Genomic DNA, 24013 nt, shown 5'->3' on the forward strand with positions numbered 1-24013 from the left:
CCCCGCGGGACCGTCACGCGCGGTGAAGTCGTGGCGTCCTCGAAGCCCGCCGTGCCGCGAGGAGGGCCGTGTCATGGACCCCACCCCCCTCCTGATCCATCCGGTGATCACTCCCTGTGGCGCTGCTTTCGTTGACGTTCCTGTTTCGTTGTGGTTCATTGTGTTCGGTTCTGTTGGTTGGGGTGTGTGTGAGGAGCCCGCAGGGTGAAGAAGACATCGACCCGGCTCGCCGACGGGCGCGAGCTGATCTACTACGACACCCGTGACGACGCGGTGCACGACGCCGTCGACCGGCGCCCGCTCGACCCGGTGTCCTCGGTCTCCGAGATCCGCCACGACGCCCTGCTGGGCGACTCCGTCGCCATCGCCTCGCACCGGCAGGCCCGCACGTACCACCCGCCCGCGGACCAGTGCCCGCTGTGCCCCACGCGTGACGGCCGCCTCACCGAGATCCCCGACGACCACTACGAGGTCGCCGTCTTCGAGAACCGCTTCCCCTCGCTCTCCGGAGAACACGGCCGGTGCGAGGTGGTCGTCTTCACCGACCACCACGACCAGTCCTTCGCGGGGCTGAGCCCCGAGCGGGCGCGGCTGGTGCTCGACGCCTGGACCGACCGCACCCGGGAGCTGTCCCAGCTCGCGGGGGTCGAGCAGGTCTACTGCTTCGAGAACCGCGGCGAGGAGATCGGCGTCACCCTCGGCCACCCGCACGGCCAGATCTACGGCTACCCCTTCGCCACCCCGCGCACCGAGCTGATGCTGCGCTCGCTGGAGCGGCACAGCGAGGCCACCGGCGGCCGCAACCTCTTCGACGACATCGTGGAGCGCGAGCGCGAGGACGGCTCCCGGATCGTCCTGGAGGGCGAGCACTGGACCGCCTTCGTCCCCTACGCCGCCCACTGGCCGTACGAGGTGCACCTCTACCCGCGCCGCCGGGTCCCCGACCTGCTCGGGCTGGACGAGGACGCGCGCGCCGAGTTCCCGGAGGTCTACCTGGAACTGCTGCGCCGCTTCGACCGGATCTTCGGCCCGGAGGAGCCGCCGACCCCGTACATCTCCGGCTGGCACCAGGCACCCTTCAGCAGCCCCCTGCGCAGGGAGTTCGCGCTGCACCTGGAGCTGTTCACGATCCGCCGCACCAAGGGGAAGCTGAAGTTCCTGGCGGGCTCGGAGTCCGGCATGAGCGTCTTCATCAACGACGTGCCGCCGGAGGCCGCCGCGGCCCGGCTGCGCGAGGTCGCCACCCCGTGAGGCCGGCACCGGCACGCGCGCGGCACGCCCTCGCCCGTCCCCACTACGGTTGCTCCGAGACGGACCCGAGAAAGGCTGTGACCTCATGAGCAACACCCCGAGCGCCGGCGCCTCCCCGACCGGCGGCAAGAAGGTCCTGGTGACCGGTGGCGCCGGATATGTCGGCAGTGTCGTGGCGGCCCACCTGCTGGAGGCCGGGCACCAGGTCACCGTGCTGGACGACCTGTCCACCGGCTTCCGGGCGGGCGTGCCAGCCGGCGCCACGTTCGTCGAGGGCCGTGTCCAGGACGCCGGCAAGGTGCTCGACTCCTCGTACGACGCTGTGCTGCACTTCGCGGCCAGCTCGCAGGTCGGCGAGTCCGTGGTCAACCCGGAGAAGTACTGGCGCAACAACGTCGCGGGCACCCTGGAGCTGCTGGGCGCCATGCGCGAGGCGGGGGTCCGCCGGCTGGTCTTCTCCTCCACCGCGGCCACCTACGGCGAGCCGAAGTCCGTCCCCATCACCGAGGACGACCCGACCCTGCCGACCAACCCGTACGGCGCGTCCAAGCTCGCCGTGGACCACATGATCACCAGCGAGGCGGTCGCGCACGGCCTGGCCGCGGTGTCCCTGCGCTACTTCAACGTGGCGGGCGCGTACGGCGAGTTCGGTGAGCGGCACGACCCCGAGTCGCACCTGATCCCGCTGGTCCTCCAGGTCGCCCAGGGCCGCCGTGAGGTCATCTCGGTCTTCGGCGACGACTACCCGACCCCCGACGGCACCTGCATCCGCGACTACATCCACGTCGCCGACCTCGCCGAGGCGCACCTGCTCGCCGTCGACGCCGCCACCCCGGGCGAGCACCTGATCTGCAACCTGGGCAACGGCAACGGCTTCTCGGTGCGCGAGGTGATCGAGACCGTCCGGCAGGTCACCGGCCACCCCGTCCCGGAGGTCGTCGCCCCGCGCCGGGCCGGCGACCCCGCCGTCCTCGTCGCCTCCGCCGAGCGCGCCAAGGAGCGGCTGGGCTGGCGGCCCTCGCGCACCGACCTCGCGGAGATCGTCCGCGACGCCTGGACCTTCACGCAGGCCCTGCAGAACCGGGAGTAGAACGACAGTGACAGCGGACGCCTTCCGAACGACGTACGGCACCGGTCCCGAGGGCGTGTGGGCCGCCCCCGGGCGGGTCAACCTCATCGGCGAGCACACCGACTACAACGACGGCTTCGTGATGCCCTTCGCGCTGCCGCACACCACCGTCGCGGCGGTCGCCCGCCGCGCCGACGGACGGCTGCGGCTGCACAGCGCGTCGCCCGACGTCGACGGCGGCGTGGTCGAACTCCACGTGGACGAGTTGGAGGCCGGGGGCGGCGCGGGCTGGGCCGACTACCCCGCCGGGGTGGTGTGGGCGCTGCGCGACGCCGGCCATGTGATCACCGGCGCCGACATCCACTTCGAGAGCACCGTTCCCACCGGCGCGGGGCTGTCGTCGTCGGCGGCACTGGAGGTGGTGACGGCCGTCGCGCTCAACGAGCTGTACGGGCTGGGACTCGAGCCCTGGCGGCTGGCCCGGCTGTGCCAGCGCGCCGAGAACGTCTATGTGGGCGCCCCCACCGGGATCATGGACCAGACGGCCTCGGCGTGCTGCACCGAGGGGCACGCGCTGTGGCTGGACACCCGTGACCTGTCGCAGCGTCAGATCCCGTTCGACATGGCCGCGCAGGGCCTGCGGCTGCTCGTCGTCGACACCCGGGTAACGCACGCCCACAGCGAGGGCGAGTACGGCAAGCGCCGGGCCGGCTGCGAGCAGGCGGCCGCCGTGCTGGGTGTCGACGCGCTGCGCGACATCCCGCACGACGGTCTCGACGCTGCCCTGGAGCAGCTGGCCGGCGAGCCCGAACTGCGCCCGCTGGTACGGCACGTGGTGACCGAGGACCGGCGCGTGGAGCGGGTCGTCGAACTGCTGGAGGCGGGCGACGCCCGCGCCATCGGGCCCGTGCTGACCGAGGGGCACGCCTCGCTCCGCGACGACTTCCGCGTCTCCTGCCCCGAACTCGACCTCGTGGTCTCCGCGGGCACCGGGGCCGGGGCGCTCGGCGCCCGCATGACGGGCGGCGGCTTCGGCGGCTCGGCCATCGTGCTGGTCGAGGAGGCGGCCGCGGAGAAGGTCGCCGAGTCGATCGTGGCCGCCTTCGCCGACGCGGGGTACCGCGAGCCCCGGGTCTTCACGGCGGTGCCCTCGCCGGGCGCGCGGCGGCTCTCGTAGCGCGACGACCCCCGGCGCACGGGCCACGCCGTGCACCGGGGGTCACACCCGCGTACCCGGGCCGGGAACTCCGCCCGCCCAGTTTTTCCATTCCGGCGCCTTTGTCTGCTCCTGCCCCTACGCTCTTGAGCAGCGCCGGTGGGGGCCGGCGGCATCAGGGGGCGAGACACAAGGGTTCGGCACCTGGCGGAGGACGACGGCTAGCCCGGCGGCATGCGGCGTCCGCTCCAGGTGCCGGGCCTCGGTGCACCTCAACCTCGTCCGTTGGGGGGAACGCCTAATGCCGGGAGTGGGGCCCGTGGGACGAATCCGTGTTCTCGTCGTGGACGACCACCGCATCTTCGCCGAGTCGCTTGCCGCGGCCCTGGCCGCGGAACCCGATGTGGACGTGTCGGCGGCCGGCAGCGGAGCCGCCGCCCAGCGCTGCCTCGAACGCGCGGCGGCGGACGGCCGCCGCTACGACGTACTGCTGGTGGACGCCGACCTCGGGTCGGCCGCCGGCGCGGCGGGCGTGCGCACGCTCAACGCCGTGGACAACGCCGCCTCTTCGGCCTCCGGCGCGCCCGCCGCGGCCGGCGGCACGCCGGCCGGTGTCGACGGCATCGCCCTGGTGGAACGCGTCAGGAGCGAACATCCCGCCACCCGCACGGTGGTGCTCGCCGAACGTGACGACGCCCGCCGTGCCGCCCGCGCGCTGCAGGCCGGCGCGTCGGGCTGGGTGGCCAAGGACTGTTCGCTGTCACGGCTGCTGGCCGTCATGCGCGGGGTGCTCCGGGACGAGACCCATCTGCCGCCCGCCCTGCTCACCGGCGTGCTGCGGGAGTTGACCGCCGCGCGCCGGCACCGCACCGAGAGCGAACAGCTGGTGGAGTCGCTCACCCCGCGCGAGCAGGAGGTCCTGCGCTGCATGGTGGCGGGGCTGGGCCGCAAGGCGGTGGCCGAGCGGCTGTACCTGTCCCCGCACACGGTCCGCACCCATATGCAGAACGTGCTCGGCAAGTTGGGCGTCCACTCGACGCTGGCCGCCGTGGCGCTGGCCCGGCGGGCCGGGGTGCCCCCCGTGGAGGGCGACGGCGGCCGGGTGGGCTCGGTGGCCCCGGCGTGACACGACGGCGGCCCGCCCTCCCCGGAACCGGGAGAGCGGGCCGCCGGGTCACCGCGACGTCCTAGCGACCGCCGCCTTCACCGCCACGGCCGCCGCCGTCGCCGCCGCGACCGCCGCCTTCACCGCCACGGCCACCACCGTCGCCGCCGCGACCGCCGCCGCCACCACCGTAGTTGCCGCCACCGCCACCGCAGCCGCCGCCACCACCGTAGTTGCCGCCACCGCCGCCGTAGTTGCCGCGACCGCCGCCTTCACCGCCACGGCCACCACCGTCGCCGCCACGGCCACCGTTGTCGCCGTAGTCGCTCACGCTGAAGCCACGGCTGCCGCCGCCACCGCCTTCACCGCCACGACCACCGCCTTCACCGCCGCGACCGCCGCCTTCACCGCCGCGACCGCCGCCGTCGCCGCCACGGCCGCCGCCGTCGCCACCGCGACCGCCGCCTTCACCGCCGCGACCACCGCCGTCGCCACCGCGACCGCCCCCGCCACCGCCACCGCGGCCGTCGTCGCGGCCGCCGTCGCCACCGCCTCCGCCGCCGTAGCAGCCTCCGCCGCCACCGCCGCCGATGCCCCCGCCGCCGATGCCGCCGATGCCCCCGCCACCGATGCCGCCGATACCCCCGCCACCGATGCCGCCGATACCCCCGCCACCGATGCCGCCGATACCGCCGCCGCCGATGCCACCGCCGCCACCACCGCTGAGTTCACTGGCGGCGCAGACGCGCGGTGACGCGCCGACGTTGGCGATGTAGCGGCCCGCCGACCATGCGTAGAGGTTCTGGGCCAGGCGGTACCAACGCGGGTTGCCACCGATGTCCTGGCCATTGGTCTTGCAGACAATCGAGACCAGAGAGTTGTACGGCAGCACGCCCACCGAGCTGAACTGCGTGCCCGGGCCGCTGCGGACGCGGAGACCGATGCGGGCGATGACACGGCCCTGGTAGAGGGCGTTGTTGGGGAGGGCCGCCGATGCGGACGCGATCTCACCGGACAGGTCCGGGAGGTCCTCGCCGGCGCCCACGCTTTCCGTGTTCCCCGAGGGAGCCGGCGCGGCCTTCGGCGCGCCGGGTGCAACCGTCTCGTTGGCGAACGCGGTGCCCATCGTGGCAAAGGCAAGGGTGCCGGCCAAGGCGCCGGTCACCGCTGTCGCGGCCATCTTGCTTGCGCGGGTGTGCAGAGTCATCTGCATCTCCAAGGTGGAGCGGGACCCGAGAGGGCCCAGGGATTGGAAGCCGGCGCGGCTCGGCGCCTTTCAAAAAATGGCGCCGGTGCTCGGGTGCGCCGGCAGCCGCAAAGGTGGCCATCCGGGCCTTTATGCGGCGTTCACGTAGATCACGCTAAATCTGCCACTTTGGGTGCGCAACCGGTGGCAGAGCGTGGTCGTTTGTGATCTTCCACGGCCGATTACGCCGCGTAACCGGCCTCAGCTCGGGATGTTGTCGAAAGGCGCCGTCAACTGGCGCAGAAGACCGGCGAGTTCCCCGCGCTGGCGGTCGGAGAGTTCGCCGAGGATGGCGCGTTCCTGTGCCAGGAGGCCCGCCAGGGCCTGGTCGGCCCGGTCGCGGCCCTCCGGGGTGAGCCGTACGAGGACACCGCGCCGGTCCGAGGGGTCGGGGAGCCGTTCCACCAGACCCTTCTTCGTGAGCCGGTCGATGCGGTTGGTCATCGTGCCCGACGTCACCAGCGTCTGGGTGAGCAATTGCCCGGGGGAGAGCTGGTAGGGCGCGCCCGCGCGGCGCAGCGACGTCAGGACGTCGAACTCCCAGGGCTCCAGGCCGTGCTCGGAGAACGCCAGACGCCGGGCCCGGTCCAGGTGCCGGGCCAGCCGGCTGACCCGGCTGAGCACCTCGAGCGGTTCGACGTCGAGGTCAGGGCGCTCCCGGCGCCACGCCGCGACCAGCCGGTCGACCTCGTCCTCCATGGGGATCAGTGTAGTGGTTCTGTCGACATGAAGTCTCTTGACATCAAGAGATTAGGTCCGCAACCTTGTGGGCAAGGTCGGCGGCAGGAAGAGATCCACCTTTCGTCAGGGAGTTCGAGACATGCCAGCAGCATCGTGGGACCCGCAGCAGTACCTCCGGCACTCCACCCACAGGACCCGTCCCTTCCACGACCTTCTGGCCCGGATACCGGAGCTCCCCGGCGCGTCCCCGCGCATCGCCGACATCGGCTGCGGCCCCGGCAACGTCACGGCCCTGCTCGCCGACCGCTGGCCCACCGCGCGCATCACCGGCTTCGACAGCTCCGCCGAGATGCTCGAGGCCGCGCAGGCCCACGCGGGCCCCACCCCAGGGGGCGGCAGCCTGGACTTCAGGGCCGCCGACGCCGCCCACTGGGTGCCCGGCGAGGACTACGACCTGATCGTCTCCAACGCCGCCCTCCAGTGGGTCGAGGGCCACGCGGAGCGCTTCCCCGAGTGGACCGCGCACCTGGTGCCCGGCGGGGTCCTCGCCTTCCAGGTGCCGGGCAACTTCACCTCCCCCAGCCATGCACTGCTGGGCGAGCTGTGCGACTCCCCGGCCTGGCGCCACCGGCTCGGCGACGGCCACGGCCGCCGCTACGTCCACATCCTCGAACCCGCCGCCTACCTGGAACGCCTCATCGACATCCCGGACATCGACGCGGACGTCGACGTGTGGGAGACCACCTACGTCCAGTTGCTCCAGGGCGAGGACCCGGTCCTGGAGTGGACCAAGGGCACCGCCCTGCGCCCCGTGCTCACGGAACTGGCCGACGACCCCGCGGCCGCGGCGGAGTTCCTCGGCCAGTACCGCGATCTGCTGCGCAAGGCCTACCCCACGGGTCCGCACGGCACGGTCTTCCCGTTCCGGCGGATCTTCGCCACCGCGCGCAAGGCCCGGTGACCGCCGTGATAGCCGCGCTCGACCACGTCCAGCTCGCGGCGCCGCCCGGCGCCGAGGAGCGGCTGCGCGCGTACTACGCCGGCGTCCTCGGCATGACCGAGGTGCCCAAGCCGCCCGTGCTCGCCGCCCGCGGCGGCTGCTGGTTCGCCTCCGGCGGCGCCCAGCTGCACATCGGGGTGGAGGAGGACTTCCGCCCCGCCCGCAAGGCCCACCCGGGCCTACGGGTCCGGGACATCCGCGCGTACGCGGATCTGCTGGAGTCCCGGGGCGTGAAAGTCGTCTGGGACCACGACCTGCCGGGCCACCGCCGCTTCTACTCCGAGGACCCGGTCGGCAACCGCCTGGAGTTCCTGGAGCCCGACCCGGCCTGAGGCGCCGGCCGCGGGGGCGGCGGGCCTACAACGTGAGGAACACCGCCCCCAGCAGCGCCGCCCCGGCGATCCCCGCCACCCAGGCGGTACGGGTCCACCGCAGCAGGCCCGCCAGGACGAGCGCCGCGAGCAACAGGGCGCCCCCGAACGGGATCCAGGTGTACAGCACACCGGCCGTGCCGACGCGCACCACCGTGTCGGTGCCGGGCTCGACGGCGACGGGCAGCCGCTCGCCGACACGGTGCGTGACCGCCTTGTTGATCGTCACCTTCGCCCGGATGGAGCCGAGGCCGTCCGGCACGAAGGGCCCCGTGCAGGTGTCGGCGGCGCACGCGGAGACCGTCATCGTCCCCCGCTCGCGCCCCTTGGTGAGCATCGCGTGCTGCGCGGTCTTCCACGAGGTCCACACCCCGGCCGCGAGGATCAGCAGGACCAGTGCGCTCAGCACCACGATCCGGGCGACCAGCAGCAGACCCCACGTGCTCTCGGCAGTGCGGCGGGCAAGACTCCGTTTGGCCATGCGGGCGATCCTTGGCCATCGCCTGGCCCTGGGTCAACCTCGCAGGTGGGTCAGCTGTTGTAGGTGCCCTGCGCCCGCTCCAGGCCCTCGCAGATCAGTGCCTCCACCGCGTCGGCCGCCCGGTCCACGAACCAGTCCAGCTCCTTGCGCTCCGTGCCGGAGAAGTCCTTGAGCACAAAGTCCGCCACCTGCATCCGCCCCGGCGGGCGCCCGATGCCGCAGCGCACCCGCAGATAGTCGGGGCCGAGCGACTTGGTGATCGACTTCAGGCCGTTGTGCCCGTTGTCGCCGCCGCCCTTCTTCAGGCGCAGCGTCGCGTAGTCGATGTCCAGTTCGTCGTGGACGGCGACGATGTTGCCGAGCGGCACCTTGTAGAAGTCGCGCAGCGCGGTCACCGGCCCGCCCGAGAGGTTCATGTACGTCATCGGCTTGGCCAGGACCACCCGGTGGCCGCTGACGCGCCCCTCCACCACCTGCGAGCGGCTCTTGTGGGTTTTGAAGCGCCCGCCGATCCGGTCGGCGAGCAGATCGGCCACCATGAAGCCGATGTTGTGCCGGTTGCCGGCGTACTCCGGGCCGGGGTTGCCCAGTCCGGCCACCAGCCAGGGCCCCTCGGGGGCGCTTTCCGCTGCGCTCATGCTCATGGCGTCCATTCAACAGGACCGCCGTCCCGCTCCTGGCGGAGCGGGACGGCGGTCGTGAAAAGCGTGCTGCGTGCCGCTGGTTACTCGGCGGCGGCGGCGGCGGCCTCGGCGCCCTCGGCGCCCTCGCCCTCCTCGCCCTCACCCTCGGCGGGGGCCTCGGCCTGCGCCGCGACGACCTGGAGGACGACGGTGTCCTCCTCCACGGCCAGGGTGGTGCCCTTGGGGAGCGGGATGTCCTTGGCGAGGATGGAGGTACCGGCCTCCAGGCCCTCGACGGAGACGGTCACGCCGTCGGGGATGTGGGTCGCCTCGGCCTCGACCGGCAGCGCGTTGAGCACGTGCTCCAGCAGGTTGCCGCCGGGGGCGAGCTCGCCCTCGGTGCTGACCACGATCTCGACGGTGACCTTCTCGCCGCGCTTGACCGCGAGCAGGTCGACGTGCTCCAGGAAGCCCTTCAGCGGGTCGCGGGTGACGGCCTTGGGGATGACGAGCTCCTTGCCGTCACCCTCGATGTCCAGGCTGATCAGGACGTTCGGGGTGCGCAGGGCGAGCAGCAGCTCGTGGCCCGGCATGGAGACGTGCTTGGGCTCCTGGCCGTGGCCGTAGATGACGCCGGGGACCTGGTGCGCGCGGCGGATGCGGCGGGCAGCGCCCTTGCCGAACTCGGTGCGCAGCTGCGCGGCGATCTTCACCTCGGACATGGGAATCACACTCCTCGTGATGACGACGGGACTTCTGTCGGGTCGCCCAGCCCACGACGGGCCGTTCCACTTACGAGGAGCGCGTCGATAACGGAGTCCACCGCCGGAAACGGCAGCGGCCTCCCTCGCCGAGCAACTCGGTGAGTCTACCCGGCGGGGAGGCCGCCCCGGAAATCGATCAGCGGCTGATCAGTTCGAGTCCTCGAAGAGGCTCGTCACGGAACCGTCCTCGAAGACCTCGCGGACCGCGTTGGCGAGGGTCGGCGCGATCGACAGCACGGTGATCTTGTCGAGCTCCAGCTCGCCCGGCGTCGGCAGCGTGTCCGTGAAGACGAACTCGCTGACCTTGGAGTTCTTCAGCCGGTCCGCGGCCGGGCCGGAGAGCACACCGTGGGTCGCGGTCACGATGACGTCCTCCGCGCCGTTGGCGAACAGGGCGTCCGCCGCCGCGCAGATGGTGCCACCGGTGTCGATCATGTCGTCCACCAGGACGCAGATGCGGCCGCGCACGTCACCGACCACCTCGTGCACGGTGACCTGGTTGGCGACGTCCGGGTCGCGCCGCTTGTGGACGATCGCCAGCGGGGCACCGAGCCGGTCGCACCAGCGGTCGGCCACGCGGACGCGGCCGGCGTCGGGGGAGACCACGGTGAGCTTGGAGCGGTCGACCTTGGCGCCCACGTAGTCGGCCAGCAGCGGCAGCGCGAACAGGTGGTCCACCGGCCCGTCGAAGAAGCCCTGGATCTGGTCCGTGTGCAGGTCGACGGTGAGGATGCGGTCGGCACCGGCGGTCTTCAGTATGTCCGCGACGAGCCGCGCCGAGATGGGCTCGCGGCCGCGGTGCTTCTTGTCCTGCCGGGCGTAGCCGTAGAAGGGCACGACCACGGTGATGCGCTTGGCGGAGGCCCGCTTCAGCGCGTCGATCATGATGAGTTGCTCCATGATCCACTTGTTGATCGGAGCGGTGTGGCTCTGGATGACGAAGGCGTCCGAGCCGCGCGCCGACTCCTCGAAACGGACGTAGATCTCACCGTTCGCGAAGTCGAAGGCCTTGGTCGGCACAAGGGAAACGCCCAGCTCGCGTGCCACCTCCTCCGCGAGCTCGGGGTGTGCGCGGCCGGAGAAGAGCATCAGCTTCTTCTCACCGGTCGTCTTGATCCCGGTCACTGCACCGTCTCCTTGATGTTCAACGCAGCTTCGCCCACGGTCGGCAAGCCGGCGGAATTGTGTGCACCTCACACGGTACGCGCTGCTGGAGGCGGCCGCGCACGTGAGAATGGCCTCTTCCGCCCCTGCCCCGGGTCCGGCTAGGCGTCCCGCTCCTCCTGCTCGGCACGCTCGGCGGCGTGTGCCGCGGCGCTGCCCGGCCGCTTCCGGGCCACCCAGCCCTCGATGTTGCGCTGCTGACCGCGCGCGACGGCGAGCGAACCGGCGGGCACGTCCTTGGTGATGACCGAGCCCGCGGCGGTGTACGCGCCGTCCCCGACTGTGACGGGCGCCACGAACATGTTGTCCGAGCCGGTGCGGCAGTGGGAGCCGATGGTGGTGTGGTGCTTGGTCTGGCCGTCGTAGTTCACGAAGACGCTGGCCGCGCCGATGTTGGTGTACTCGCCGATGGTCGCGTCGCCGACGTACGACAGATGCGGCACCTTGGTGCCCTCCCCGACCGTGGCGTTCTTCATCTCCACGTACGTGCCGGCCTTGGACTTCGGGCCCAGCCGCGTGCCGGGGCGCAGGTAGGCGTACGGACCCACACTGGCCGCCTCGCCGATCTCGGCGCTGTCGCAGACCGCGTTGACCACGCGGGCACCGGGGCCGACCACGGTGTCGGTCAGGGTGCAGTTGGGGCCCACCTCGGCGCCCGCGGCGAGCCGGGTGGCGCCGTACAGCTGGGTGTTCGGCAGCACGACCGTGTCGGGCTCGAACTCCACCGCGACGTCCACCCACGTGGAGGCCGGGTCCATGATCGTCGCGCCTTCGAGCATCGCCCGTTCCAGCAGGCGGTCGTTGAGCAGCCGGCGGGCCTCGGCGAGCTGAACGCGGTTGTTGATCCCGGCGATCTCGCGGTGGTCGGCGGCCACGCAGGCGCCGACGCGGTGGCCGGTCTCGCGCAGGATGCCGAGGGTGTCGGTCAGGTACTCCTCGCCCTGGGCGTTGTCCGTGGTCACCTTGGCCAGCGTCTGCGCCAGCAGCGCCGCGTCGAACGCGAACACCCCGGAGTTGATCTCGCGGATGGCGCGCTGCTCGTCGTCGGCGTCCTTCTGCTCCACGATCGCCAGCACCGAGCCGTCGCCGCCGCGCACGATGCGGCCGTAGCCCGTCGGGTCGGGGACCTCGGCGGTCAGCACGGTCACGGCGTTGTCGTCGGCCGCGTGCGCGGCGACCAGGGCGCGCAGCGTGTCCGGGGTGAGCAGCGGGGTGTCGCCGGCGGCGATCACCACCGTGCCGCTGAGCTCGGGGAGTTCCGCCAGGCCGACGCGGACCGCGTGGCCGGTGCCGTTCTGCTCGTGCTGGACCGCGGTGCGGATCGACGGGTCGATCTCGCCCAGGTGCGCGGTCACCCGGTCCCGGGCGTGGCCCACGACGACGAGCAGGTGCTCGGGGTCCAGGGCGTTCGCGGCGGCGACGACGTGCCCCACCAGGGAGCGGCCACTGATCGCGTGCAGGACTTTGGGGGTTGCCGACTTCATGCGGGTGCCCTCACCCGCGGCAAGGACGATGACGGCAGCCGGGCGGTGGGCGCTCACGGAACGGGCTCCTCGGCGTGGGGTGACAGACACCCGCAGGATACCGGGGCGTAACGGGCGCTCGACGCGGAAGGTCCGAAAACCGGGGACGACCCGGGAGAGGCGCTCCGCTGCCAGGATTCGAACCCGGACTTAAGGGACCAAAACCCTCAGTGCTGCCGTTACACCACAGCGGATGGCAGAAGCCGTCGTACCGGGCGCCTCCGCGGAGGTGCCCGTTCGGCCTCCCCCACTATGCCGCACCGAGGCCCCCCAATGCGACGACAAAGATCGGCACTTCTCCTTCCCCGATCGTGGGTACATGTGCCAAGAGCCGTATTCCGGTCGACACGCGCGCTCGGTTCGGCCGTCACGTGGAGTTGCCGGAACTACGGCACCGTAGGTTACGGTTGCGTAGCTCCCCGACATCGTGAGGGACCCCCATGACCACACAGACCGACGTGATCACCGAGTCCCCGGAACCCGGGTCCGGCGACGACACCTCGATTCCCCGAGCCACCCTCGGCGCGGACCGGAAAGGGTCCCTCGAACAGATCACCCTCGGGCTCTTCATCGGCATCCCCTTCCTCGCACTCGTCGCGGCGATCCCGCTCGCGTGGGGCTGGGGCCTGAGCTGGCTCGATCTCGGCCTGATGGTCGGGATGTACTTCCTGGGCTGCCACGGCATCACCATCGGCTTCCACCGCCACTTCACCCACGGCTCGTTCAAGGCCAAGCGGCCGCTGAAGATCGCCCTGGCGATCGCGGGCTCCATGGCCGTCGAGGGCCCGGTCGTCCGCTGGGTCGCCGACCACCGCAAGCACCACAAGTTCTCCGACGCCGAGGGCGACCCGCACAGCCCCTGGCGCTACGGGGAGACCCTGCCGGCCCTGCTGAAGGGCCTGTGGTGGGCGCACATGGGCTGGCTCTTCGACGAGGAGCAGACGCCGCAGCAGAAGTACGCCCCGGACCTGGTCAAGGACCCGGCGATCCGCCGCGTGAGCCGCGACTTCTGGCTCTGGACGACCGTCTCGCTGGGGCTGCCCCCGCTCGTCGGCGGTCTGGCCACCATGTCGTGGACCGGCGCCCTCACCGCCTTCTTCTGGGGCTCCCTGGTCCGCGTCGCACTGCTGCACCACGTCACGTGGTCGATCAACTCGATCTGCCACGCGGTCGGCAAGCGCCCCTTCCGCTCCCGCGACAAGTCCGGCAACGTCTGGTGGCTGGCCGTCCTGTCCTGCGGCGAGTCCTGGCACAACCTGCACCACGCCGACCCGACCAGCGCCCGGCACGGCGTGCTGCGCGGCCAGATCGACTCCAGCGCCCGCATCATCCGCTGGATGGAGCAGCTCGGCTGGGCCACGGACGTGCGCTGGCCGACCGCCGACCGTATCGCGGCCCGCCGTAAGGAAAGTGTCAGCGAAGCGGCATGATTGACGGGTGAGCGACGGCAGCAGTAGCAGCAGAGGAAGCGAGGCGGCCACGTCGTCCCGGCGTACCCGCCGGGTGCGCATGACGGGCAAGGAGCGCCGGGAGCAACTCCTCGACGTGGGCCGCACGCTCTTCGCCGAACGCGGCTTCGAGGCCACCTCCGTCGAGGAGATCGCGCACAAGGCGGGCGTGTCCAAGCCCGTGGTGTACGAGCACTTCGGCGGCAAGGAGGGCCTCTACGCCGTCGTCGTGGACCGCGAGATGCGCCAGCTGCTGGACATGGTCACCGGCGCGCTCACCGGTGGCCATCCGCGCGAACTGCTGGAACAGGCCGCCTTCGCCCTCCTCGACTACATCGAGCAGTTCACCGACGGCTTCCGGATCCTCGTCCGGGACTCCCCGGTCGCGCAGTCCACGGGCACCTTCGCCTCGCTGATCAGCGACATCGCCACCCAGGTGGAGGACATCCTGGGCATGGAGTTCAAGCAGCGCGGCTTCGACCCCAAGCTCGCCCCGATGTACGCGCAGGCGCTGGTCGGCATGGTCGCGCTGACCGGGCAGTGGTGGCTGGACGCCCAGAAGCCGAAGAAGGCCGAGGTCGCCGCGCACCTGGTCAACCTCTCCTGGAACGGGCTGTCGGGCCTGGAGCCCCGCCCCCGGCTGATCGGCCACCGCAAGAACTGAACCACGGAAGTGGACCCGGCACGCCGAAGGCGCCGCACCCCGGGCGGGGGCGGCGCCTTCGCCGTACGGGACGGATCAGCCGGTGTTGCGCAGACCGGCCGCCACACCGTTGACGGTCAGCAGCAGCGCGCGGGCCAGCAGCGGATCGGGCTCCTCGCCGCGGGCCGCGGCCTCCCGCTGCCGGTGCAGCAGCGCCACCTGGAGGTAGGAGATCGGGTCCAGGTAGGCGTCCCGGATGTGGAAGGTCTGCCGCAGCGCCGGCTGCGCGTCCAGCAGCTCCGCCTCACCGGTGATCCGCAGCACCTCGGCGACCGTCAGCTCGTGCTCCGCCGTGATGACGTCGAAGACGTGCTTGAGCTCGTCCGGCACCAGGGTGTCCACGTAGTGCCGGGCGATCCGCAGGTCCGTCTTGGCCAGCGTCATCTCGACGTTGGACAGGAAGTTGCGGAAGAAGTGCCACCGCTCGTACGCCTCGGCGATGTCCGCCTCCCGGCCCGCCTCCCGGGCCGCCTTCAGCCCCGAGCCGACACCGAACCAGCCGGGCACGATCTGCCGCGACTGCGTCCAGCCGAACACCCACGGGATGGCCCGCAGGCCGTCCAGGCCCGCGCCGCTGTCCGGGCGGCGCGACGGCCGGGATCCCAGGTGCAGCTCCGCGAGCTGGTCGACCGGCGTGGAGGCGAAGAAGTACGCCGGCAGGTCCGGGTCCTCCACCAGCCGCCGGTAGGCCGCGTGCGCGGCGTCGGAGACCACGTCCATGGCGGCGTCCCAGCGGGCCAGCGCCGCGTCGGACTGCCGCGGGGCCGTGTGCAGGGCCGAGGCCTGCAACGTGGCCGCCACCGTCAGCTCCAGGTTCTCCCGGGCCAGCGACGGGATGAGGTACTTGTCGGAGATGACCTCGCCCTGCTCGGTCACCTTGATCTCGCCCTCCAGCGTGCCCCACGGCTGCGCCAGGATCGCGTCGTGCGTGGGGCCGCCGCCCCGGCCCACCGTGCCGCCGCGGCCGTGGAACAGCCGCAGCCGCACCCCGTGCCGGTGCGCCACGTCGCGCAGCCGCCGCTGCGCGCGGTGGATCTCCCACTGCGAGGTGGTGATGCCGCCGAACTTCGAGCTGTCGCTGTAGCCGAGCATGACCTCCTGCACGTCCCCGCGCAGCGAGACGAGCTTGCGGTACGAGGGGTCGGAGAGCATCTCGTCGAGCAGCTTGTCGGCGACCTTCAGCTCGTCGGTGGTCTCCAGCAGCGGCACGATGCCGATCCTGGCGACGTCCCCGTGCAGGTCGATCAGCCCGGCCTCGCGCGCCAGCACCGCCGCCGCGAAGACGTCGTCCGAGCCGAGGCACATCGAGATGATGTACGACTCCACGACCTCCGGCCCGAAACGCTCGAAGGCCTCGGCGACGGTGTGGAAGACGCCGAGCGTCTTCGCCCCGTCCGCGTCCAGCGGCGCCGGGGTGGGCGCCAGCGGACGGCGCGAGCGCAGCTCCTTGGCGAGCAGCTTGCGCCGGTACTCGCGCGGCATGTCCGCGTACCGCCAGGACTCCTCGCCGAGGCGGTCGAAGAGCTGGCCGAGGGCGTGGTGGTGGGCGTCCGCGTGCTCGCGCACGTCCATCGTGGCCAGCTGGAGGCCGAAGGCCGACAGCGTGCGGATGGTGCGGTCCAGGCGGCCGTCGGCGATCAGCTCGCCGCGGTTGGCGCGCAGCGACTCCTGGATCAGGCGCAGGTCGGCCACCAGCTCGGAGGTGCCCAGGTAGTCCTTGCCGGGGACGTGCGGGGTGCCGGTGGCCAGCCGCTCGCGCGTGTTGAGCAGCTTCTGCCGGATGCAGGTGGCCTTGAGCCGGTACGGCTCCTCCGCGTTCAGCCGCCGGTAGCGCGGGCTGATCCCCGGCAGCCGCTTGAGGTCCTCCTCCAGATCGGCCAGCAGCTCCGGGCTGGCCCCGGAGTTGCGGATGGAGTTCGACAGCATCGCCCGCAGGTCGTCGACGAGCTCCAGCGCGTCGGTGATGCCGTGCTCGTGCTGGAGGATCAGCACGTCCCAGGTGACCTGCGGCGTGACGTTCGGGTTTCCGTCGCGGTCGCCGCCGATCCACGTGCCGAAGGTCAGCGGGCGGGTCTCCGGCGGCAGCGGCACCCCCACCCGCTCCAGCTCGGCGGCCAGGTCCTCCAGCACGTCGCCCACGGCGCGGGTGTGCAGCTCGTCCAGGTAGTAGATGGCGTTGCGCGCCTCGTCCGCGGGCTCGGGACGCACCACGCGCAGCTCGTCGGTCTGCCACAGCAGGTCGATGTTCTCCGCCAGCCGCACATCGGTCCTGCGGCGGTCGGTGTCCTGCGGCTTGTCCAGCAGGGCGGCGATGCGGCGCAGCTTGTTCAGCACGCTGCGGCGGGCCGCCTCGGTCGGGTGGGCGGTGAAGACCGGCCGCACATTGAGGTTGCGCACGGACTGGCGCAGGTGCTCGGGATCGGCGTCCTTCAGCAGGTCCGCCGTACGGGCCAGCAGGCTCCCGTCGGTGGCCCGCCGGGCCCGCAGCTCACGGCCGCGGTGCACCTGCTCGGTGACATTGGCGAGATGGAAGTAGGTGGAGAAGGCGCGCACCAGCTTGGCGGCGGTCTGCAGATCCGTGTCGCCGAGAAGGGCGGCGGCGGCCTCGCCGTCGCTGCGGGTCAGCGCCCGCACCCTCTCCACGAGGTCGAGGAGTTCCTGGCCTTCCTGCCGTACGAGCGTCCCGCCGAGGAGGTCTCCCAGGCGGCGGATGTCCGCGCGCAGGGGTGCGCTCTCGGTCGTGTTGTCGGCGCTGCTCACAGGTGCGGCTCCTAGTGCAGTGGTATGGATCGCGGCAAGAAACGCAAGGGCGCCCCGCGCTGCGGGTCGTCCGGGGGGCGGACCGCGCTGTCCGACGCCACCAGGATAGAAGGGCCGTCCGCCCGCGACCGGGGCTGACCGCCAGGCGGACAGCGCCGCGTCTAGGCTGGGCCGTATGAGTACGACGGGGGAGTACGTACCGGACGGAGCTGGAGGACGGAGCCGGGGGGCCGCCGCCGGGCCGTGGTGGTGGGCCCGGCGGCGCAGCATGGTCCTCGACGTGGTGCTGGCCGCCGTGTCGGCCCTGGAGTGCCTCGTCGAGGGCGTGGCCTTCGCGCAGAAGACCGGCGTGTCCCCGGTCGTCGCGGGCGTCTTCGGCCTGCTGGCCGGCTCCCTGCTGGTGCTGCGCCGGCGGTGGCCGGTGGCGGTGGTCCTCGTGTCCATCGCGATCACCCCCGCCCAGATGGGCATCCTGCTCAGCATCGTCGGCCTCTACACCCTGGCCGCCTCCGACGTGCCCCGGCGCATCATCGCCGTGCTGTCCGGCATGACCATGCTCGGCACGCTGATCGTCACCTTCCTCCAGATGCACGGCGACCTCAGCTCCGGCACCTACCACGCGCCGCTCGTCGCGGTCGCCCTCACCTCCGTGCTCGCGGCGCTCGGCGTGACCGCGCCGCCCGTGCTGCTCGGGCTCTACGCCGGCGCCCGGCGGCGGCTCGTCGAGTCGCTGCGCGAGCGGGCGGACGGCCTGGAACGGGAGCTGTCGCTGCTGGCGGAGAAGGCCACCGAACGCGCCGAACGGGCCCGCATGGAGGAACGCACCCGCATCGCCCGCGAGATGCACGACGTGGTCGCCCACCGCGTGAGCCTCATGGTCGTCCACGCGGCGGCCCTCCAGGCGATCGCCGTCAAGGACCCCGAGAAGGCCTCGGCGAGCGCGCAGCTCCTGGGCGACATGGGACGGCAGGCGCTCAACGAACTCCGCGAGATGCTGGGCGTCCTGCGGACGGGGCCGGCGGGGCCGGACGTGCCCGCTGTCACCGCGCCCGTGGAGCCCGCCCCCGCGCCCCCCGAAGAGCCCGACGACTCCGGGCCCTGCCTCGCGGAACTCCACGCCCTCGTCGAGGAGTCGCGGGCCGCCGGCATGCACGTGGAGTACACCGTCGAAGGGGCGCAGCGGCGGCTCGCCGCGCGCGTGGAGGCCACGGTGTACCGCGTGGTGCAGGAGGCGCTCACCAACGTCCACAAGCACGCCCCGGGCGCCCGCGCCCGCATCCGCCTGGCGTACCGCGAGGCGGAGGTCGCCGTCCTGGTGCAGAACGGGCCGTCCGGCGGGGTACCGCCGATGGCGTTGCCTAGCGGCGGGAACGGGCTCATCGGGATGCGGGAGCGGGTGACCGCCCTGGGGGGCGGCTTCGCCGCGGGCACCACCCCGGAAGGCGGCTTCCGCGTCTCGGCCCTCCTCCCGGCGTGAGCTCGGTTTTTTCCCCGCCCGCCCGCCCGTGTGCCCTGTGAAGTCTGGGCGCCCCGACGCCAGTTGTTGGGGGCCGGGTGCGGGGCCTCCGGGGCTGCCATTCTGGACAGCACATTTAGGTGCCTCAGGCACTGTCGGCTGCGTGCCCCGGGTTGTGCACCCAAATATGCTCCAGTGTCCAGAACGCCACCCCTCCGACCCCGCCCCCTCCGTCTCGTATTGCGCCTGATCCCCGGTGGGTGGGTGAGAAGGCGGTCCGGGGTTGCCGCAAGTGCTCTCCGAACCCCCACCGGCCGTCAGTCGCCCCAGCCGACCCGGGAGGGGGTGCGCCGGGGTCCGCCCGCAGGCGACGAGCGGCGACTGCGGCACACAAATTGCTGGGGTAACCCGCGAGCGCCGAGGACGGACTCCGGAGCGGCGCCGACCCCACAGCGGACAGAGCGCGGGGCCCGCACTTACCGCGCCGGGTAATCGGGCGGGAGGGCGGGGGAAAAACCAAAACCGGGGGCGTCAGAGCGTGAGGCGGTGGGGGCGCAGGCCTGCCGTGACCGTGCACAGCGCAGCGTCGATCGTCGGGCCCAAGTAGTAGTCCCCGGTGTGGTCCACGCAGTACACCCGCCCCAGCGCATCAATCCCCAGGTGCCCCTGCCCCGTGGACTCCACCCCCAGCGGCGCCACCTCCGTGTCGAGGGCGGAGCCCAGATCGCCCCAGGTGCGGGCGAGGTGGAGGCCCTGGAGGGGGTCGATGACGACGCCGCTCGGTGCGACCTGGGGGCGGCCGGGGGCGGAGACCGCGGGGACGGTCAGGCCGCCGAATTCGGCCCAGGCCTCGACGGCGGCCGGGAAGACGCTGTGCCGGTGGCCGCCGGGGGAGACGTAGGCGCGCAGGGTGTCGGCCCAGACCTCGGCCCGGCGGATGTCCCACTGGCCGGGCTGCCAGCCCGCGGCGCGCAGCGCGGCGTCGACGCCGACGGGGAAGCGCGTCGAGGTGGTCCGGGCGTTGAGGGCGTCGCTCGCGTTCACTCGGTCTCGCTCCCCGGGTCGAAGGCCCGCACGCCGAAGTGCTCGAGCAGCGGGAGGCAGGTGCGGCAGGGTGGCGCGTAGCCGCCGTGCTCGGGGTCGCCGTCCTCGCGTATATGACGGGACGTCAGTTTCGCGCCCTTGAGTGCCTTGCGGGCATCGGCGTGGGTGAACGGCTTGCGCGCGGCGCGCTTGCTGCGCCCCGTGTCGGCCTCGGTGAGCCAGCGGGACAGCAGGACGGGTTCCGGGCACCGGCCGGTGAACCGCTCACGCTGTGCTACCGGCAGGGTGTCGAGGGCGTCCTGGACCAGGGGGTGCAGTGCGGGCGGCTGTTCGCCCTTGCTCCCGGTGCAGGTGAGCACCTCGTCCTTGACCGACAGTGCGGCGGCGACCGCCGGCAGGATGCCGTCGCGGCGGTGGCGCAGCACGGGCGGGGGTGGCGCTTCCTCACTTCCCCAGGTCAGCCGCGGGTCCGCGGCTCCTCTCGTCAGCATGTTCCTATGACCCTCCGATCCGTCCTTCGAGAAGGACGTCCCCCTTATCCGCGTAAGACTGCCAATTGATCGCGCGTTACGGAAGTCGGTTGTGAGGTGAGAGGTTTACTTTGTGCCGGATGTCACGGCACTGGGGGGAGATGGGTGTCGCAGTCCTATGTGCCACCGCCTCCCGGTCGTCCTGGTGTTGGCCACTGGTTGTACGGATAGTAGCGCCGGGTCGGATGCGGGGGGCGGCATGGCCGCCGATTCGTGATCAAGTTCGGCTCAGGGCTGGGGAGTTCGCGGGTCCGCGACAACGTGCATCCGGTGCGCGGCAGTGACCGGAACCAGCCGAAGTCCCTGTTGCCCCACCCCCTAGGCTGTGCCCAACAACAGATCCAGCATGGGGGCATCCGCAATGACGACAGGTCGGCTCGGGCACCGGGCCGCGCCACCGAACGCGGCCTACGCCGGTCAGATCGTGCACTTTCCCGACCCGGTGCGCCGCGCCCGCCATCCGCAGGGCGTCCGCGTGGACGACCACGGCTTCCCCGACTTCACGCCCTTCGCCCGTGCCGCCGCCGAGATCGCCGAGCCGCCGGACGGCTTCGGGATCGACGAACTGCGGCTCACCGACCACGTGTCGGCCAACGCCGCCCAGCACGCCGCCGGTCACGAGCTGTGGGGCAGCCTGTCGCCCGTCGCCACCCCGCACGGCTGGACGTGGCACCATGTCGCCGGCTCGCGCCGCCTGGAGCTGATCCCCGTCGAGGTCAAGTCGCTGCTGCGGCACCACGGCGGCCTCGCCACCACCGCCTCGGCGGACCACGGCAAGCGGGGCACGCGACCGCTCCAGGACACCCGTCCCACGCACTTCGCTGTGGGCACGGGGCGGCGCGATGCGGCGGCCGTCTCCGAGCAGCAGGTGCGCGATGTCGAGGAGGAGCTCGGCTACCGGCTGCCCGGCGCGTACCGCAGCTTCCTCAAGGCCGCCGGCGGCTGCGCCCCGCGCGGCGTCGCCCTGCTGCCCCTGCTGGGGCTCCTGGTCGACCAGCCCTTCTTCACGGTGCGCGAGGAGTCGGCGGTCAACGACCTCGTCTACGTCAACAAGTGCCTGCGCGACCACCTCACCAAGGACTACCTCGCGATCGCCTATGTGCAGGGCGGGGTGCTCGCGGTCAAGGCGCGCGGCGCCGACCTCGGCTCGATGTGGCTGTGCCCCTACGACGACGTCCGGGACACCGACGGCGCCTTCGCCTCCACCGAGGAGCGGGTCGCCGCGCTGCTGCTGCCCTGCGGCGAGGACTTCGACGCCTTCCTCGCCGCGCTCGCCGGCGATCCGCCGGAGCTGGACACGGTCGCGAACCTGATGGTGGACGGCGGCTTCGCCCGCGCCGTCCCGGTGGAGGGGTGAGACGGGGATGGTGACGTTCGCGGAGGCGCAGGAGCGCGCCGAGCGGTGGATCAACGCAGGCGTCCCGGCGTACCTCGTCCGCGAGGTGCAGGTGCGCGAGTTCGGCCAGGGCTTCGTGGTCTGGTCCGAGCCGCGTGAAGGGGGGCCCACCGGCGACGAGGGCGAGGCCCGCCTCGTCATCGCCAAGGACAGCGGGGAGGCCACGCTGTGGCCGGCGCTGCCGGTCGGCGAGATCATCCGGCACTGGGAGGAGGCGTACGGGGGCGCCGTCGTCGCCGACGCCGTACCGGAGCCGCCGAAACGGCTGGACCTGGGGGCGACCTCCTTCCTGCTCAGCCCGCCGCAGTGGCTCCAGGACGCGGCCGACCGCCTGGGCATCCCGGACCACCGGCAGCCCGCCGCCCCGGAGCCCTCCGACGCCGTCACGGTGGCGGACGCGGGGGCGACCGCCGGCGCTCCCTCGCCGTTCGACGGGCCGCCGCCCCCCTTCGTCCCCACGCCGACGCCGGCGATGCCGCTGCCGTACGACCGGTCGCCGACGCCGCCGCCCTCGACCTGGCGGGACACCAACAACGGCGACGCGGGCCGGGCCGTGCCCCCGCCCGCGACGGTCTACGCGCCGCCGATCACCGACTCCGACGACGCGCACACGCCGCCGCCCAGGAACAGCGCCGAGGCCAGCACCGAGCGGCTGCCCGGGGTACCGGAGACCGGTACCCCGCTGCCGCCCGGCGGTTACGGCTACCCCGGCGGCGCGGCGACGCCGCCGCCCCCGCCGCCCGCGCCGGGGCCCCCGCCCGCGGACGCGCACCGCGCCGCGACGATGCTGTCGCGCCCCGACGGCCCGCCGCCCCCGCCCGGAGTGCCGGGTGCCGGGGCGCGGCGGCAGGGCGCCGCGGACCTGGCCGGCGCCGAGACCGCCAAGGCCGGACCGCCGCCTCCGCCCCCGCCGCCGCCCGGTCCCGGTGTGCCCGGGACCCCGGGCGCGGGCTATGTGCCGACGCAGCTGGTGCAGGCGCTGCCCGCGAACCAGCCGCCGCCGCCCGCGCCGGGGCCTCCGTCCGCGGACGTGCACCACGCGTCGACGATGCTGTCGCGCCCCGACGGCCCGCCCCCGCCGCCGCCCGCACCCGGCCCCGCACCCGGGCCCGTGCCGGTGGCCCCGCCGCCGCCCCCGGCGGCGTACGGCTACCCGCAGCCCCCGGCGCCGCCGCAGCCGCAGCCGCCGGCGGGCGTGCCCACCATCGGACCGGGCTACATGGCCGTGCTCCGCTACCGGGCGCAGGACGGTTCCGAGCAGCAGCTCATCCGCCGCTCCGCGCCGGGCACCCCGCACCCGGAGTGGCAGATCCTGCACGAGCTGCGCGCCCTCGGCGTGCCGCCGCAGGCGGTGCTGGAGCTGCACACCGAACTGGAGTCCTGCGACCTGCCCGGCGGTTACTGCGCCCGCATGATCCGGGAGACCTGGCCCCAGGTCCGGATCAGCAGCACCGCACCGTACGGAAAGGACCGGGCCGGCCGCCGCGCGGGCGTGGAGCACCTGCTCACGCACCTCGGCGAGCTGCACCAGGTGGCGAGCGCGCCGGCGCCCGGCCGCCCGCACCGCGTGCCGATGCCCGAGCCGCACCAGGTCCAGCGGGTGCCCGCGATCCCGCTGGACGCGATCGGGCACGAGCTCGCCCAGTCCTTCGGGCCGCAGGGCGTCTTCCGTTTCGACCAGCGCGCGGTCGCCCGGCAGGGCGTGCCGGACATCGTGGCGCAGACCCTGACGTGGTCCGGGCTGCCGGTGGACTTCGGGCCGTTCTTCTGGGCGCAGGCCCAGCCGGGGCGCCCGGTGCCGACGCTGGCCGAGCTGGCCGCCGAGCGCGGTGTGCAGCCGGCGCCGGACGCCGGTTCGTACCTGGTCATGGGCAACGACTTCGGCCGCCAGTTGTGCGTGCAGTACGGCACGGCGCACATCGTCGCGGTCCCGATGGAGGCGGGGCCGGGCGGTGGGGCGGTGGCGCCGCAGTTCGTCAACTCCTCCCTGCCGGAGTTCGTCCGCTGCCTGGCGCTGCTGGGCAAGATGTGGCGCTGGCGGCTGGGGCTGACGCCGGACCAGGCGGGTCGCTGGACGGTGGACTTCCAGGCGCAGATCGCCGCGCTGGACCCGGCGGCCGTGGCGTCGCCCGAGCACTGGTGGTCCGTGCTGATCGAACAGATGTGGGACGGGATGCTGTAGTCGCGTCGGCACCCCGGTCGTACGCGGCCGGAGTGTCGCATGATGTGCAAATAGGGCAAA

21 protein-coding genes and 1 tRNA gene are annotated in these 24013 nt (G+C 72.7%); 11 read left to right on the forward strand and 11 right to left on the reverse strand.

The window, feature by feature from the left end; all coding sequences use genetic code 11:
• Nucleotides 1–204: 204 nt before the first annotated feature.
• From galT to ACIP64_RS18750, 4 genes are all read left to right on the forward strand, one after another.
• On the forward strand, nucleotides 205–1251 hold the full coding sequence (galT, locus tag ACIP64_RS18735; protein WP_401587690.1) for a galactose-1-phosphate uridylyltransferase: 1047 nt from the start codon (nucleotides 205–207) through the stop codon (nucleotides 1249–1251).
• A gap of 85 nt (nucleotides 1252–1336) precedes the next feature.
• A complete protein-coding gene (galE, locus tag ACIP64_RS18740; protein WP_401587692.1) occupies nucleotides 1337–2341 on the forward strand; it encodes a UDP-glucose 4-epimerase GalE in 1005 nt (334 codons plus the stop codon).
• 7 nt (nucleotides 2342–2348) lie between these two features.
• A complete protein-coding gene (gene galK / locus ACIP64_RS18745) occupies nucleotides 2349–3497 on the forward strand; it encodes a galactokinase (RefSeq protein WP_401587695.1) in 1149 nt (382 codons plus the stop codon).
• 298 nt (nucleotides 3498–3795) lie between these two features.
• On the forward strand, nucleotides 3796–4602 hold the full coding sequence (locus ACIP64_RS18750; protein ID WP_401587697.1) for a LuxR C-terminal-related transcriptional regulator: 807 nt from the start codon (nucleotides 3796–3798) through the stop codon (nucleotides 4600–4602).
• Nucleotides 4603–4663: 61 nt separating this feature from the next.
• Here the strand turns inward: ACIP64_RS18750 and ACIP64_RS18755 are convergent, their stop codons facing one another.
• Both ACIP64_RS18755 and ACIP64_RS18760 read right to left on the reverse strand, forming a co-directional pair.
• Nucleotides 4664–5788 carry an SH3 domain-containing protein gene (locus ACIP64_RS18755; RefSeq protein WP_401587699.1) on the reverse strand — a complete coding sequence of 375 codons (1125 nt, stop codon included), beginning with the start codon at nucleotides 5786–5788 and terminating at the stop codon, nucleotides 4664–4666.
• A 240-nt stretch (nucleotides 5789–6028) separates the two neighbouring features.
• Nucleotides 6029–6526 (reverse strand): MarR family transcriptional regulator, encoded by a 498-nt coding sequence (locus ACIP64_RS18760; protein ID WP_360910790.1) that lies wholly within the window; start codon nucleotides 6524–6526, stop codon nucleotides 6029–6031.
• 121 nt (nucleotides 6527–6647) lie between these two features.
• Between ACIP64_RS18760 and ACIP64_RS18765 the strand changes: the two genes are divergently transcribed.
• Together ACIP64_RS18765 and ACIP64_RS18770 are read left to right on the forward strand one after the other, a co-directional pair.
• Nucleotides 6648–7469 carry a trans-aconitate 2-methyltransferase gene (locus ACIP64_RS18765; protein WP_401587702.1) on the forward strand — a complete coding sequence of 274 codons (822 nt, stop codon included), beginning with the start codon at nucleotides 6648–6650 and terminating at the stop codon, nucleotides 7467–7469.
• Nucleotides 7470–7474: 5 nt separating this feature from the next.
• On the forward strand, nucleotides 7475–7840 hold the full coding sequence (locus tag ACIP64_RS18770; protein ID WP_401587999.1) for a VOC family protein: 366 nt from the start codon (nucleotides 7475–7477) through the stop codon (nucleotides 7838–7840).
• A 25-nt stretch (nucleotides 7841–7865) separates the two neighbouring features.
• Here the strand turns inward: ACIP64_RS18770 and ACIP64_RS18775 are convergent, their stop codons facing one another.
• The 6 genes from ACIP64_RS18775 to ACIP64_RS18800 form a co-directional block, all read right to left on the reverse strand.
• Nucleotides 7866–8360 (reverse strand): hypothetical protein, encoded by a 495-nt coding sequence (locus ACIP64_RS18775; protein ID WP_401587704.1) that lies wholly within the window; start codon nucleotides 8358–8360, stop codon nucleotides 7866–7868.
• A 50-nt stretch (nucleotides 8361–8410) separates the two neighbouring features.
• Complete coding sequence (pth, locus tag ACIP64_RS18780; protein WP_401587707.1) at nucleotides 8411–8998, reverse strand: aminoacyl-tRNA hydrolase; 588 nt, start codon at nucleotides 8996–8998, stop codon at nucleotides 8411–8413.
• Between the two features lie 86 nt (nucleotides 8999–9084).
• The gene (locus ACIP64_RS18785) at nucleotides 9085–9705 is read right to left on the reverse strand and encodes a 50S ribosomal protein L25/general stress protein Ctc (protein WP_401587709.1); all 621 of its coding nucleotides are present in this window, start codon (nucleotides 9703–9705) and stop codon (nucleotides 9085–9087) included.
• 189 nt (nucleotides 9706–9894) lie between these two features.
• Nucleotides 9895–10872: a ribose-phosphate diphosphokinase gene (locus ACIP64_RS18790; protein ID WP_401587711.1), complete on the reverse strand. Its 978-nt coding sequence runs from the start codon at nucleotides 10870–10872 to the stop codon at nucleotides 9895–9897.
• A 140-nt stretch (nucleotides 10873–11012) separates the two neighbouring features.
• Nucleotides 11013–12452: a bifunctional UDP-N-acetylglucosamine diphosphorylase/glucosamine-1-phosphate N-acetyltransferase GlmU gene (gene glmU / locus ACIP64_RS18795; RefSeq protein ID WP_401587713.1), complete on the reverse strand. Its 1440-nt coding sequence runs from the start codon at nucleotides 12450–12452 to the stop codon at nucleotides 11013–11015.
• A 105-nt stretch (nucleotides 12453–12557) separates the two neighbouring features.
• Nucleotides 12558–12628, reverse strand: a tRNA-Gln gene (locus tag ACIP64_RS18800).
• A gap of 246 nt (nucleotides 12629–12874) precedes the next feature.
• On the opposite strand from ACIP64_RS18800, the gene ACIP64_RS18805 reads away from it, so the two are divergent.
• Entirely contained in the window at nucleotides 12875–13864 is a 990-nt protein-coding gene (locus ACIP64_RS18805) for an acyl-CoA desaturase (protein ID WP_401587716.1), read from the forward strand.
• Between the two features lie 79 nt (nucleotides 13865–13943).
• Entirely contained in the window at nucleotides 13944–14546 is a 603-nt protein-coding gene (locus ACIP64_RS18810; protein ID WP_360911025.1) for a TetR/AcrR family transcriptional regulator, read from the forward strand.
• A 75-nt stretch (nucleotides 14547–14621) separates the two neighbouring features.
• Here ACIP64_RS18810 and ppc read toward each other — a convergent pair whose 3' ends face one another.
• Nucleotides 14622–17345, reverse strand: a complete 2724-nt coding sequence (gene ppc / locus ACIP64_RS18815) for a phosphoenolpyruvate carboxylase (RefSeq protein WP_401587718.1) — start codon at nucleotides 17343–17345, stop codon at nucleotides 14622–14624.
• Nucleotides 17346–17520: 175 nt separating this feature from the next.
• On the opposite strand from ppc, the gene ACIP64_RS18820 reads away from it, so the two are divergent.
• On the forward strand, nucleotides 17521–18822 hold the full coding sequence (locus ACIP64_RS18820) for a sensor histidine kinase (RefSeq protein WP_401587721.1): 1302 nt from the start codon (nucleotides 17521–17523) through the stop codon (nucleotides 18820–18822).
• A gap of 510 nt (nucleotides 18823–19332) precedes the next feature.
• On the opposite strand, the gene ACIP64_RS18825 is transcribed toward ACIP64_RS18820, so the two are convergent.
• Together ACIP64_RS18825 and ACIP64_RS18830 are read right to left on the reverse strand one after the other, a co-directional pair.
• Entirely contained in the window at nucleotides 19333–19845 is a 513-nt protein-coding gene (locus ACIP64_RS18825) for an SUKH-3 domain-containing protein (protein ID WP_401587724.1), read from the reverse strand.
• Nucleotides 19842–20336 carry a YwqJ-related putative deaminase gene (locus ACIP64_RS18830; protein ID WP_401587727.1) on the reverse strand — a complete coding sequence of 165 codons (495 nt, stop codon included), beginning with the start codon at nucleotides 20334–20336 and terminating at the stop codon, nucleotides 19842–19844. Before ACIP64_RS18830 ends, ACIP64_RS18825 begins: the two co-directional genes overlap by 4 nt.
• Before the next feature lie 400 nt (nucleotides 20337–20736).
• Between ACIP64_RS18830 and ACIP64_RS18835 the strand changes: the two genes are divergently transcribed.
• Nucleotides 20737–21732 (forward strand): HNH endonuclease, encoded by a 996-nt coding sequence (locus tag ACIP64_RS18835; protein WP_401588001.1) that lies wholly within the window; start codon nucleotides 20737–20739, stop codon nucleotides 21730–21732.
• Nucleotides 21733–21739: 7 nt separating this feature from the next.
• Nucleotides 21740–23953, forward strand: coding sequence for an SUKH-4 family immunity protein (locus tag ACIP64_RS18840; protein ID WP_401587729.1), 2214 nt, complete (start codon nucleotides 21740–21742; stop codon nucleotides 23951–23953).
• The last annotated feature ends 60 nt before the right edge of the window (nucleotides 23954–24013 follow it).

The organism is Streptomyces sp. NPDC088733 (assembly GCF_044751185.1).
Classification (GTDB): domain Bacteria; phylum Actinomycetota; class Actinomycetes; order Streptomycetales; family Streptomycetaceae; genus Actinacidiphila.